This window comes from Arthrobacter sp. BI5, from assembly GCF_056680065.1.
In genome coordinates this window covers 1,461,120-1,472,780 of sequence record NZ_CM155264.1, presented here as the reverse complement: position 1 = coordinate 1,472,780, position 11,661 = coordinate 1,461,120, and the positions used below count along the sequence as shown (strand labels likewise).

At 68.8% G+C, this 11,661-nt stretch carries 12 protein-coding genes; 5 read left to right on the top strand and 7 right to left on the bottom strand.

The genetic code is table 11. From position 1 onward, the window contains the following. The first annotated feature begins 49 nt into the window (after positions 1-49). Positions 50-1,213 (top strand): pyridoxal phosphate-dependent aminotransferase, encoded by a 1,164-nt coding sequence (locus AC1MED_RS06660; protein WP_479786125.1) that lies wholly within the window; start codon positions 50-52, stop codon positions 1,211-1,213. 94 nt (positions 1,214-1,307) lie between these two features. Continuing rightward, positions 1,308-1,505, top strand: coding sequence for a hypothetical protein (locus tag AC1MED_RS06655; RefSeq protein WP_346959306.1), 198 nt, complete (start codon positions 1,308-1,310; stop codon positions 1,503-1,505). A 70-nt stretch (positions 1,506-1,575) separates the two neighbouring features. Here AC1MED_RS06655 and AC1MED_RS06650 read toward each other — a convergent pair whose 3' ends face one another. The 7 genes from AC1MED_RS06650 to AC1MED_RS06620 all read right to left on the bottom strand — a co-directional run bounded on the left by AC1MED_RS06650 (position 1,576) and on the right by AC1MED_RS06620 (position 8,452). Next, positions 1,576-1,923: a CU044_2847 family protein gene (locus AC1MED_RS06650; RefSeq protein WP_346959305.1), complete on the bottom strand. Its 348-nt coding sequence runs from the start codon at positions 1,921-1,923 to the stop codon at positions 1,576-1,578. Next, on the bottom strand, positions 1,916-2,353 hold the full coding sequence (gene trxA, locus AC1MED_RS06645; RefSeq protein WP_479786581.1) for a thioredoxin: 438 nt from the start codon (positions 2,351-2,353) through the stop codon (positions 1,916-1,918). Before trxA ends, AC1MED_RS06650 begins: the two co-directional genes overlap by 8 nt. 160 nt (positions 2,354-2,513) lie before the next feature. Further along, the gene (gene rbfA, locus AC1MED_RS06640; protein ID WP_346959303.1) at positions 2,514-3,038 is read right to left on the bottom strand and encodes a 30S ribosome-binding factor RbfA; all 525 of its coding nucleotides are present in this window, start codon (positions 3,036-3,038) and stop codon (positions 2,514-2,516) included. A 245-nt stretch (positions 3,039-3,283) separates the two neighbouring features. Then, positions 3,284-6,157: a translation initiation factor IF-2 gene (infB, locus tag AC1MED_RS06635; protein WP_479786123.1), complete on the bottom strand. Its 2,874-nt coding sequence runs from the start codon at positions 6,155-6,157 to the stop codon at positions 3,284-3,286. Between the two features lie 152 nt (positions 6,158-6,309). Then, complete coding sequence (locus AC1MED_RS06630) at positions 6,310-6,678, bottom strand: YlxR family protein (RefSeq protein WP_479786122.1); 369 nt, start codon at positions 6,676-6,678, stop codon at positions 6,310-6,312. 179 nt (positions 6,679-6,857) lie between these two features. Continuing rightward, on the bottom strand, positions 6,858-7,838 hold the full coding sequence (gene nusA / locus AC1MED_RS06625) for a transcription termination factor NusA (protein ID WP_479786121.1): 981 nt from the start codon (positions 7,836-7,838) through the stop codon (positions 6,858-6,860). Beyond that, positions 7,838-8,452: a ribosome maturation factor RimP gene (locus tag AC1MED_RS06620; RefSeq protein ID WP_346959299.1), complete on the bottom strand. Its 615-nt coding sequence runs from the start codon at positions 8,450-8,452 to the stop codon at positions 7,838-7,840. Before AC1MED_RS06620 ends, nusA begins: the two co-directional genes overlap by 1 nt. A gap of 115 nt (positions 8,453-8,567) precedes the next feature. Between AC1MED_RS06620 and AC1MED_RS06615 the strand changes: the two genes are divergently transcribed. From AC1MED_RS06615 to AC1MED_RS06605, 3 genes are all read left to right on the top strand, one after another. Beyond that, positions 8,568-9,710 carry a DUF4439 domain-containing protein gene (locus tag AC1MED_RS06615; RefSeq protein ID WP_479786119.1) on the top strand — a complete coding sequence of 381 codons (1,143 nt, stop codon included), beginning with the start codon at positions 8,568-8,570 and terminating at the stop codon, positions 9,708-9,710. A 106-nt stretch (positions 9,711-9,816) separates the two neighbouring features. After that, entirely contained in the window at positions 9,817-10,548 is a 732-nt protein-coding gene (locus tag AC1MED_RS06610; protein WP_479786117.1) for a VIT1/CCC1 transporter family protein, read from the top strand. Positions 10,549-10,572: 24 nt separating this feature from the next. After that, on the top strand, positions 10,573-11,661 hold the full coding sequence (locus AC1MED_RS06605; RefSeq protein ID WP_479786115.1) for an aminoglycoside phosphotransferase family protein: 1,089 nt from the start codon (positions 10,573-10,575) through the stop codon (positions 11,659-11,661).

Genomic DNA, 11,661 nt, shown 5'->3' with positions numbered 1-11,661 from the left:
CGGCGCGGACGCCCGGGCCCGGATGCCGCCGGCGGCTAGGATGGCAGACATGCCTGAGCTCGCCGCCCACGTCCGCAACGTTCCCGTCAACCAGATCCGCGAGATCACCGAAGCCGCTTGGCACACCCCCGGCGCGATCGTGTTGAGCATCGGCGAGCCGGGCTTCGCCCTCCCCCGCCACATCCTCGAGGCGGGAATGGCGTGCCTGGACCGGGACGAGACCAATTACACCCCCAACGCCGGCATCCCGGCGCTGCGGGAAGCCTTCGCGGCCAGGTTCCGGGAGCACAACGCGACGCCGGTGGGCGCCGACCGCGTGTACGTCGTCGACGGCGCCCAGCAGGGTTTGCACTTCGCGATGACCCTGCTGCTCTCCCCCGGCGACGAGATCCTGATCCCCAATCCCGGCTACCCGACGTTTGCGATGACCAGCCGCCTGCTGCACGCCGTGCCCGTCGAGTACCCGCTTTACCCGGGCCACGACTTCCAGCCGCGGATCCAGGACATCGAGGCGCTGATCACGCCGCGGACCAAGGTCCTGATGCTTAACTCCCCGTCCAACCCGCTGGGCGCCGTGCTGGGCGAAGAACTGACCCGCAGCCTCGTGGAACTGGCACGGCAGCACGACCTGTGGATCATCTCGGACGAATGCTACGAGGCTTTCACCTACGACGTCCCGCACATCAGCGCGGCCCGCTTCGATAGCGATGTCCCCGGCGAGGCCCGCGTGTTCACCTCGCTGACCCTGTCCAAGACCTACGGGCTCACGGGGCTGCGGATCGGGGCGCTGATTTGCCCGCCAGGCCTCGAGCAGCAGATGAACAACGTGATGGAGGCGATTGTTTCCTGCGTCGCGTCGCCCTCGCAGTACGCCGCCCTGGCAGCCCTGACCGGCCCGCAGGACTACGTCAGCCATGCCCACGCCCACTACCGCGCCAACCGGGACGCCGCCTCCGCCGTGTTGGAATCCAAGGGCATCCCTTTCCTCACCGCGCAGGGCGCCTTCTACCTCTGGGCGGACGTCTCGCACGTCAGCGGCGGCGACGTCCGCGCCTGGGTGCGGCGCTTCCTCGCCGACTCCGGGGTGTCCTTCGCCCCGGGCACCGCCTTCGGCTCGATCGGCGAAGGCTGGATCCGGATTGCCCTGTGCGGCAGCCAATCGGACCTCGTGGAAGGCCTGGGCCGGCTTCCCGCCCGCGCCGCGGACCTTTAGTCCTACCGCCCGGACGCACCAGGCAGTAGCCTGACCGGACGCGGGTGCGGGCGGATTCACGGCGGGTGCGCGGTCGGCCTGGGAGGAGGACCTCATGTGGTGGCAGGACTTGTTGTGGGGCATCTGGAACGGGCTCACGGCCTGGATTGTGCTGATCGCGCACGTCTTTGGAGCCTGGCGGGAGTTCCCGTTCTACAACACGGGACGCGCCGGCAACTGGTATGACTTTGGCTTCCTGCTGGGGATGGGTTCCCCGCTGCTGGGTGGCCTGGGCGCCCGACGGCGACGCTAGCCAGCGGGTCGGCGCAACGTCCTGAGTCCGGCGGCGCCCCGGGCCGGCGGACCGGTTTGGCAAACAGGGTTCAGAGCTGGATTTCGTGCTCCGGCGGCATCGGCTGCGACGCCGGCGCGGTGAAGGACATCTTGACGATAAAGTGCCCTTCGGAACAGTTCCTCGCGATGATGGCACCGGCTTCCCCGGCCAACTTCACGCCGAACTGGAGTTCCAAATGTTCGGGAGCCAGTTCCCGCATCACCTCGGCGGCGGCCCTGGCGGCCGGCCGCACGGCGGCAAGCGCGTCCTCCAGCCGTCGCCCCGCGTCGAGGATTCCCAGCTCATTTCGCGCCGGACGTTCGACGCCGAAGCTGCCTTCGTCGACCTCCACCAGAACCGTGCCGGACCCCACCTCGTAGCGCAGGATTTCAGTCATGGCGCGCCCCTCCGGGCCGGACTGCCAGCGCACCGTCCAGCCAGCTGCGCAGGGCTGCGGCCGGCGGGGCTCCTGCCTGCCGCGCCACCACTGTGCCGTTCGAGATCACCAGCATCGTGGGAATCGCCTGCACATCGAAGCGCCGGGACAGGGCCGGCGACTTGTCCACGTCCACCTTGACGAGCTTGACCTGGGCCGCGCGTTCCTGCGCCAGTTTGTCCAGCACCGGGCTGACCATCCGACACGGACCGCACCACGCCGCCCAGAAGTCGACCAGGGCGGGAACCGGGGACTGCTCCGCGACAGCGGCGAAATCGGCGTCGCTGGCCTCCACAATCCACGGCAGATCCCGGCGGCATTTGCCGCAGCGCGGGTGCCCGGCCGCCGCGGCCGGAATCCGGTTGGTGGTACCGCACTGCGGGCACTTCATCAGTGCAGTGGTCACGGCCGTTCGCCGCCGTTCCGCTCGCCCGCAGTCATGCCTCCATACGACGCTCCAGAGCCTTGCGGGCATAGAGTCCAAAGTCCCCGGAGCCCATAGACAAAACTGGCCGGACCCTTCTCCGGGTCCGGCCAGTGCTGCGGGAAGCTTATTTGTTGCGGTCCTCGTCGATGTCGTTGTCGGCCCGGAGGTCCTTGTTTTCTTCGTCAAAGTCGTCTTCGTCGAAGTCCTCTTCGTCGAGCTCGACATCCTCGGGGATGTCGCTCTTGTACGGATCGGCGTCACCGGCGTGTTTGGCGCTAGCGGCAAGGGCTGCCACTTCAGCGTCGCGCTTCTTGGCCTCGCGCAGGAGCTCCTCAAGGTTCGAGGCAACCACGGGGATCTGGTCGGCGACGAATTCCAGCGTCGGCGTCAGCCGGACGGTGATGTTGCGGCCGACTTCCTGGCGCAGCACGCCCTTGGCTTTCTCCAGCCCCTTGGCCGCGTCGGCCTGGGCTACCTCATCGCCGAAGACGGTGTAGTAGACCGTGGCATGCTGCAGGTCATTGGTCACCCGAGCGTCGGTCACGGTCACGCCTTCCAACCGGGGATCCTTCACCCTCCGGCCCAAAGCCTCAGCAACGACAACCTTAATCCGCTGCGCCAACTTGGCAGCCCGTGCGGGATCAGCCATTTCCACTCCTAAAAAATTTGGATGTACGACGACGCCGAAGCACAAGCCGCACACTGGTGAGTTTGGTGCCACGCGCCTAAGGCAAGCCTACGACGGACTCCCGTTGGATTTTTCCGGCGGCCTGGGAGTGGCATCGGGCCTGCCGGAGCTGGGCGGCCGACGTCGTCAGACGTTGGCCGCCCAGCGCAGGGGCGGGGCCGCCGGAAAAATCCAACGGCCCCGCACCTTCGTAACGCTAGCTCAGACTAGACGCGCGGCTTTTCGCGCATCTCGAAGGTCTCGATGATGTCACCTTCGTTGATGTCGTTGTACGAGCCAAGACCGATACCGCACTCGAAGTCCGTGCGGACCTCGGTGGCGTCGTCCTTGAAGCGCTTGAGCGTCTCAACGGAGAGGTTGTCGCCGATGACCTTGCCGTCGCGGCTGATGCGGGCCTTCGCGTTGCGCCGGATAACACCGGAGCGGACGATCGAGCCTGCAATGTTGCCGAACTTGGAAGAACGGAACACTTCGCGGACCTCGGCGGTACCAAGCTGGACCTCTTCGTACTCCGGCTTGAGCATGCCCTTGAGGGCTGCTTCGATGTCATCGATTGCTGCGTAGATGACGGAGTAGAAGCGCATGTCCACGCCTTCGCGGTCTGCCAGTTCGGCAACCCGCTCGGCGGGCTTGACGTTGAAGCCGATGATGACGGCGGAGTCGACCGTTGCCAGGTTGACGTCGTTCTGCGTAATCGCACCGACACCGCGGTGGATAACACGGAGCTGGACGCCTTCGCCGACATCGATCTTGAGCAGCGCGTCTTCAAGGGCTTCCACGGCACCGGAAACGTCACCCTTGAGGATGAGGTTGAGGGTGTCGATCTTGCCTTCGGCGACGGCCTGGTCGAAGTCTTCCAGGCTGATGCGCTTGCGGCGCTTGGCCAGGGCGGCGTTGCGGTCCGCGGCTTCACGCTTCTCGGCGATCTGGCGGGCGGTGCGCTCGTCAGCGGTCACGAAGAAGGTGTCACCGGCGCGCGGGACGTTGGACAGACCCAGCACCTGCACGGGGCGGGACGGGCCGGCCTCGGTCAGCGCGCTGCCGTCGTCGTCGAACATGGCGCGGACGCGGCCGTGGGCCGTGCCTGCCACGATCGTGTCGCCGACGTGCAGCGTACCGGACTGGACCAGGACGGTGGCAACCGCGCCGCGGCCCTTGTCCAGGTTGGCTTCGATCGCGATACCGCGGGCGTCCTTGTTCGGGTTGGCGCGCATGTCCAGGGCAGCGTCTGCGGTGAGCAGGACTGCCTCGAGCAGCTCGTCGATGTTGAGGTTCTGGCGGGCAGAGACCTCCACGAACATGGTGTCGCCACCGTACTCTTCCGGAACCAGGCCGTACTCGGTCAGCTGGCCGCGGACCTTGTCCGGGTTGGCGCCTTCCTTGTCGATCTTGTTCACGGCCACGACGATCGGCACGTTGGCCGCCTGGGCGTGGTTGAGGGCTTCAATGGTCTGCGGCATGACGCCGTCGTCCGCTGCCACCACGAGGATGGCGATGTCGGTGACCTTCGCACCACGGGCACGCATGGCGGTGAACGCCTCGTGGCCCGGGGTATCGATGAAGGTGATCTTGCGATCGGTGCCCTCGTGGTTGTGCGTGACCTGGTACGCACCGATGTGCTGCGTGATGCCGCCGTGCTCGCCCGCCATAACGTCGGACTTGCGGATGGCATCGAGCAGCCGGGTCTTACCGTGGTCAACGTGACCCATGACGGTGACTACCGGAGGACGCGCCTCAAGCTCTTCGTCGCCTTCGGCTTCCAGCTCTGCTTCGAAGTCAATGTCGAAGCCGGAGAGGAGCTCGCGCTCCTCGTCCTCCGGCGAGACGACCTGGAGCTTGTAGCCAAGCTCCTCCCCCAGCAGGGCAAAGGTTTCCTCGTCCAGCGACTGCGTGGCCGTGGCCATTTCGCCGAGGTGGAACAGGACCGTCACCAGTGCTGCGGGGTTTGCCTCGATCTTGTCGGCGAAGTCCGTGATGGACGAGCCGCGGCGGAGCCGGACGATGGTGTTGCCGTCGCCGCGGGGTACGCTCACGCCACCCAGCGACGGGGCACTCATCTGCTCGAGTTCCTGGCGCTTGGCACGCTTCGACTTGCGCTGCTTGCCACGGCCTGCGCCGCCCTTGCCGAAAGCACCCTGGGTGCCACCGCGACCGCGGCCACCCTTGCCGAAGCCACCGCCGGCCGGAGCGCCGCCGCCGGCGCCGGGACCACCGGTGCCGGGAGCGCCACCCGGGCGTCCCGGGCCACGGCCGCCGCCACCGGGACGGCCTGCACCAGCGGGTGCGGGACGTTCGGTGCGGTTGGGCATCATGCCGGGAGTCGGACGGTTTCCGCCGGCTCCGGGACGGGCGCCGGGAGCGCCGGCCGGACGCGGAGCGCCCGGACGTGCACCGGCTGCGCCTGCCGGACGCGGTGCGCCCGGACGAGGACCGCCGGCGCCGGCTGCGGGACGGGGGCCGCCGGGGCGTTCACCCTCGGTGCGGCTTCCACCCGGACGCGGCATGCCCTGGGAAGGAGCGAACGGGTTGTTACCCGGACGGGAGGTGCGCTCATTGTCGCCGCCGCGGCCGCGGGGCATGCCCTGGGACGTGGCGAACGGGTTGTTGCCGGGACGGGGACCGCCCGGACGGGGGGCCGAGCCGCCCTGGCGTGCCGGAGCGGCCGGGGCTTCAGCCTTCGGTGCCGGACGCGCGCCGGGCTTGGCGCCGGCGGACGGAGCCGCCGGGGCCTCGGCAGCCGGAGCGGGAGCCGGTGCGGCGGATGCCTGCGCGGCGGCAGGGGCCGGAGCCGACGGAGCCGGAGCTTCAGTCTTGGTTTCGGCGGCCTTCGGCGCAGCCGGAGCCGGCGCGGGCGCCGGACGGGTCGCTGCGGGGCTGGCCTTGGGGGCGGACGCGGGCGCTTCGGACTTCGAAGCGGCAGGCGCGTCGGGGTAGGCGTTGCGGAGTTTCCGCACAACGGGGGCCTCAATGGTGGAAGAGGCGGAGCGAACGAATTCGCCCAGTTCCTGCAGTTTGGTTACTGCATCTTTGGAAGTAATACCGAGCTCTTTAGCAAGCTCATGTACGCGGACCTTGGCCACATTTCTCCTGTCTCGGTCCGCACCGAGCCAGGCACGAACCGTCTACTTCTTACTGCGGGCCTCCGCCGCGAGTGCAGCTGAAAGGCCCATTGCAGAGCGCAACAAAGTTGTCATCGTTGCGCACTCATCGCTGGGAACTCATCGGGTTTCCATCAGTTTTCTGACCCGCTTTCAGGTTGGACGGTTGTTGCTGCGGCCACCGGGGCGCCCGCTGCTTGCGTGCCTGCCGTGATCCGGCGTTCGACGTCGGCGGTTCCGGCAGCGCCGTTGAGGGCGCGTCCGAACGCTCGACGTTTGACCGCCAGTGCCAGGCACTTTTCGCTGGGGTGCAGCCATGCTCCCCGGCCAGCCATCCGGCGTCGTTCATCCACTACGACAACGGATGAACCGCTGGCGTCGGCGACGAGCCGGAGTAGCTCCGACCGCGGACCCTTTTTCCGGCACCCGATGCAGGTGCGTTGCGGTTGATCCCCGAGGTGTTGCACTTCTGCCACTACGAGTTTCTTCCTGCCAGTTCGCATCTGCGGGCTCCTTGGCGTCCGGCGCAAAAACCGGACGTGTCGGGGGCACGCGGATACCGGCCGTTAGGCGCGGTCATGTCTATTCTAGCCCCTCCGGCGCCCGGCACCCGAAACGTGGTGAGAATCGGAGAGCCGGACGGACCGGGGCGCGGGCCGCGCGGGCCTGGCCCGCGACGAGGCTATTTGTCGCGGTTTTCCGCGGCGTCGGAGACGATATCGATCCGCCAGCCGGTGAGCTTGGCGGCGAGGCGCGCGTTCTGGCCTTCCTTGCCGATCGCGAGGGACAGCTGGTAGTCCGGCACCACCACGCGGGCGGACCGGGTGGCCTCGTCCGTGATGGTGACTGAATTCACGCGCGACGGCGAGAGTGCGCTGGCGATGAAGGTAGCCGGATCGTCGCTGTAGTCGACAATGTCGATCTTTTCGTCGTTAAGCTCGGTCATCACGGCGCGGACGCGCGAACCCATTTCACCGATGCAGGCGCCCTTGGCGTTGATGCCGGGGGTGTTTGCCTTCACCGCGATCTTGGTACGGTGGCCGGCCTCGCGGGCCAGCGCCACAATCTCGACCGAACGGTCCGCGATCTCCGGGACCTCCAGTTCGAACAGCTTCCGGACGAGCCCCGGGTGGGACCGGGACAGCGTGATGGACGGACCCTTGGTGCCGCGGTGTACGTCGATCACGAACGCGCGCAGCCGGTTGCCGTGGGTGTACTTCTCGCCGGGAACCTGCTCGGGCGGCGGCAGCAGTGCCTCCACCGTTCCGAGGTTGACCTGGATCATGTGCGGGTTGTTGCCCTGCTGGATGGTGCCCGCCACGAGTTCGCCCTCGCGGCCCTTGAACTGGCCCAGCACGTTGTCATCCTCGGCGTCGCGGAGACGCTGCAGGATGATCTGCCGCGCAGTGCTCGCCGCGATGCGTCCGAAGCCGGCCGGGGTGTCCTCGAACTCGCCGACGGGCGCGCCGTCGTCGTCGATTTCGGTGGCCCAGATGGTCACGTGGCCGCTCTTGCGGTCCAGCTCCGCGCGGGCCTTTTCGAAGGCCCCCGGCGTCTTGTGGTAGGCCACCAGCAGTGCCTGCTCGATGGTCGGAATCAGGAGATCCAGCGGGATTTCGCGCTCACGCTCCAGGAGTCTCAGTGCGCTCATGTCAATATCCATTAGGCCTCCTCGGAAGGTCCATTGTCGTTCTCCAGACCGGCCTCTTCGAGGTGGCTGAACTCTATCTCGACTTTTCCACTACGGATCCTGTCGAAAGGAAGTTTCACGGGGTCGCCCTGCTTGGGCTTCATTCCCTTTTTGACCGCCAGCTCCGGGACCAGGGTCACGCCGCCGTCGTCCACGGACTGGATGCGGCCGGTGATGTTGTCGCCTTGGATCACGTTGACCGTAACGAGGCGTCCGCGGGCGCGGTGCCAGTGCCGTTCTTCGGTGAGCGGCCGCCCGACGCCGGGCGAGGAGACCTCAAGGTCGTACGGGCGTGAGTCGGTGCTGGGATCGTTGTCCAGAATGTCCGAGAGGGTCTTGGAAATTTCGGCGATGACGTCAAGGCTGACGCCGCCGGTCTCCTCCTGCGGCAGGTCCACCACTACGTGGACCACCCGGTTCGCGCCGGCAATGTGGATGGAAACGTCCTCCAGGTACAGCCGGTTCGCCAGGACTGCAGGCTCAAGGAGCGCGTGCAGGCGCTCTGCCTCCAGGTTGTGCGCGGGAGCGGCGTCAGCCTTCCCCGTCCCGGTCCGGTCTGTCGAAGTCGTGGCTTCTGCGTTGGTCATGATGCCGCCCGCCTCCCGCTAGATGATGTTGTGTGTACTAGCCTAGCGATATTCCCGGCGGCGTGGTGCACTCTTGTTCCCGGCCGGCAGGCCAACCATGACAACATGGTCTGTTGTGAAAGACGACAGCGGGGAAGAACGGCGGCGGGTCCGGGTTCCCCGGCACCTTCCCCGGCTCGCCCTCCTCGTCTGCCTGGCCCTCGTGGTGGTGAGCCTGGGCATCGTGTTTAAGCCCGGGGCCCCGCCGAAACCGCCGGAACCGCCCTTTTCCGAGCAGGCCCGCGCCGCAGCCCTGGCCGCTGCCCTGCAATTGCGGACCGCCGGCGAACAGCTTGACGCCGCCCCCTCCGGCACCGCAGGGCCCGCCGCAACAGCCGCCGTCCGGCCCGCCGTGACCCGTACTGTGAGTTTGCTGACAACTCAGGCCCGGGCCCTGCTGCGCCCGGGCCAAACGCCGGCAGCCACGCCGTCACCAACGGGTTCTCCGGTCCGCCCTTTCGTCCCGGGCACCGCCGCCGGGCTGGCTGCGGACCTCGCAACGAGCGGACGGCAGCGGCTTGCCGATGCCGCCGCGGCCGACGGCGGGATGGCCAGGCTGCTGGCCGCCGTCGGGACCGCCCAGCTGCTTCAGTCGTCCTCCCTCGCCGCCGCCGCCGGCGCCCCGGATCCTGCCGCGGCGCGGCTTGGCCCGGTCCCGGCGGTCCAGTCCCCCGCAGCCGGATCCTGTCCCGCCGGGACCGCGTCGCCGTCGGCTGCTCCCTTCCGCAGCAGTGAATCCGCCGCGGCGGACTCCGGCCTGCCGGACTCCGGCCTGCCGGGCGCCGACCTGCCGGACGCCCTGGCCGCCCTGGTCCGCACCGAGCTGGAGACTGTCTACGGCTATCAGGTGGCGCTGACCCGCCTGGACGACGCAGCAGCTAAATCCGCCGCCGCCCAGCTGGCGCGGCACGAAGCCCTTGTCACGGCAGCGGAAGCCCTCAGCCGGTTGCACTGCGCCCCCGCGCCGCCCCGGGAACCCGGGTACGCCCTGGACCCTTCCTTCCTGGCCGCCCCGGGGCCCGGCCTGGGTGCGCTGGAGGCCGCGTCGTTGCCCGCGTACGGCGATCTTGTGGCGCTCAGCGACGGCGAGACCCGGAAGTGGGCCATCTCGGGGCTGCTCGGCGCCGCCCGCCGGACCGTCCTCTGGGGCGCGGCGCCGGGTCCGGTGCCCGGGCTGGACGCCGATCCGGCTTCGTTCCCCACCCTGCCCGCGGATTGACACCGGACTGACACCGGCCGTCCCCGGCGGCCTAAGCAAGCCCCGACTTACCTTGCTTAGCCTTCCAATACTGGCCACCCGGGGCCGCCGGTGATTTGCTGTAGGCATGGAAACCAGCAGCGCAGCAGCCCTTCATGACAACGAGCCCCACCGCAACGACATTGCGCACCGCCTCAACTGGCTCCGCGCCGGCGTTCTGGGCGCGAACGACGGCATCGTCTCGGTCGCCGCGATCGTGGTCGGCGTCGCCGGTGTCACGACGGATTCGGGGCCGATCCTCATCGCGGGCGCCGCTGGCGTTGTGGGCGGCGCCATCTCCATGGCCCTGGGCGAGTACGTCTCGGTCAGCAGCCAGAAGGACAGCCAGGAGGCGCTGATCGAAAAGGAACGCCGCGAACTGGCCGAACAGCCCGAGGAGGAACTGGCTGAACTCGCCGCCATCTACCAGGGCAAGGGGCTCAGCGCGGATACCGCCCACCGGGTCGCCACCGAGCTGACCGCCCATGACGCCCTGGGCGCGCACCTGTCCGCCGAGCTGCACATTGACGAGACGGACATTGTCAGCCCCTGGCACGCCGCGTTCGCCTCCGCCATCGCTTTCCTGATCGGCGCCATCCTGCCGATGCTGGCCATCCTGCTGCCACCGGAAAACATCCGCGTCCCGCTGACCTTCGTGGCCGTGCTCGTGGCGCTGGCGGCGACCGGAGCCATCGGCGCCTGGATTGGCGGCGGCTCGAAGACCAAGGCTGCAGTCCGGGTGGTCATTGGCGGCGCCGCGGCGCTCGTGGCGACCTTCCTGATCGGCAGCTGGCTGGGCGCCAGCGGCATCACCGCCTAAGCTTCGGCAACTACGCTGGAGGCGATGAGAATCCCGCCAGCCGTCCCGATTCCGCCCTCGCTCACCCGCCGCTATGGCAGCAGCAGCGAGGGCCGGGCCTGGTTGGCGTCACTCCCCCGGCTGATTGAGCAGTCCCTACACCGCTGGCAAGTCCGGCCCGACCTAGCTCCCGGAGCGCTGCCCTGGAACGGCCACGGCGCCATCGTGATCCCGGTCCGGCGGGCCGCCCGTCCCGGCCCGGGGGAAGCCACCGGGTTTGGCCCCGGGGAAACTGCCGTCCTCAAAATTGCCTACCCGCACGACGAAGCGCTATTCGAACCGCAAGCCCTTGCCCTTTGGGAGGGGAACGGGGCGGTGCGGTTGCTGGCAAACGACCCCGACTCCGGTTCGCTGCTGCTGGAGCGCCTGGACGCCGAACGTTCCTTGCAGGACGAACCCCTGGACGTGGCGGTGCCGGTGTGGGGCGGCGTGGTCCGCCGGCTGTCCCTCCCGCCGGACGGCCGGCCGGAGTGGCACAAGTTCGAACACATCGCGGCCCGTGCCGAGCAGTGGAGCGACGAACTGCCGGAGAGCTGGGAACGGCTGGGCCGGCCGTTCCCGCGCTGGCTGTTGGAGGCGGCCCTGGAGGTCTGCCAGACCCGCGGCGCCGTCGGCCGGCGGTCCGGCACGGACGTGCTGGTCCACACCGATCTGCACTTCCTGAACATCCTCGCCCGGGACGACGCTCCGGCGCTGCCCGGTCCCGGCGGCGTCACGGCAGGCGACTTCAAGGCGATCGACCCGCAGCCCATGGTCGGCGAAGCGGAGTTCGCGGTGGCCCCGCTGCTCTGGAACCGGCTGGCCGAGCTCCCCCGCGCAAGCCCCGGCGAGGCCCTGCTGGAGCGCTGCTTCGACTTCAGCGCCGCTGCCGGGCTCGACGGCGAGATCGCCCGGCAATGGGCCGTGGCCCGCGAGGTGGAGAACGCGCTCTGGTACGCGGCCAAGCCCAGCCACGGCGGCGACGTCGCCCGCTCGCTCTGGGTTGCCAGCACCCTCGCCGGGACCACCCTCCCTGGGCTGCCGGCCCCGCAGGAGCTGCCCGCGCCCGGGCAGGCCGTCAGCCACCCAGGCTAG

Coding starts and splice junctions, on each gene's coding strand:
- trxA (WP_479786581.1), bottom strand. CDS start 2,353: ATGAAGTGCCCGCAGTGCGGTACCACCAACCGGATTCCGGCCGCGGCG.
- AC1MED_RS06655 (WP_346959306.1), top strand. CDS start 1,308: ATGTGGTGGCAGGACTTGTTGTGGGGCATCTGGAACGGGCTCACGGCC.
- AC1MED_RS06605 (WP_479786115.1), top strand. CDS start 10,573: ATGAGAATCCCGCCAGCCGTCCCGATTCCGCCCTCGCTCACCCGCCGC.
- nusA (WP_479786121.1), bottom strand. CDS start 7,838: ATGGATATTGACATGAGCGCACTGAGACTCCTGGAGCGTGAGCGCGAA.
- rbfA (WP_346959303.1), bottom strand. CDS start 3,038: ATGGCTGATCCCGCACGGGCTGCCAAGTTGGCGCAGCGGATTAAGGTT.
- AC1MED_RS06630 (WP_479786122.1), bottom strand. CDS start 6,678: ATGCGAACTGGCAGGAAGAAACTCGTAGTGGCAGAAGTGCAACACCTC.
- AC1MED_RS06650 (WP_346959305.1), bottom strand. CDS start 1,923: ATGACTGAAATCCTGCGCTACGAGGTGGGGTCCGGCACGGTTCTGGTG.
- AC1MED_RS06620 (WP_346959299.1), bottom strand. CDS start 8,452: ATGACCAACGCAGAAGCCACGACTTCGACAGACCGGACCGGGACGGGG.
- AC1MED_RS06660 (WP_479786125.1), top strand. CDS start 50: ATGCCTGAGCTCGCCGCCCACGTCCGCAACGTTCCCGTCAACCAGATC.
- AC1MED_RS06610 (WP_479786117.1), top strand. CDS start 9,817: ATGGAAACCAGCAGCGCAGCAGCCCTTCATGACAACGAGCCCCACCGC.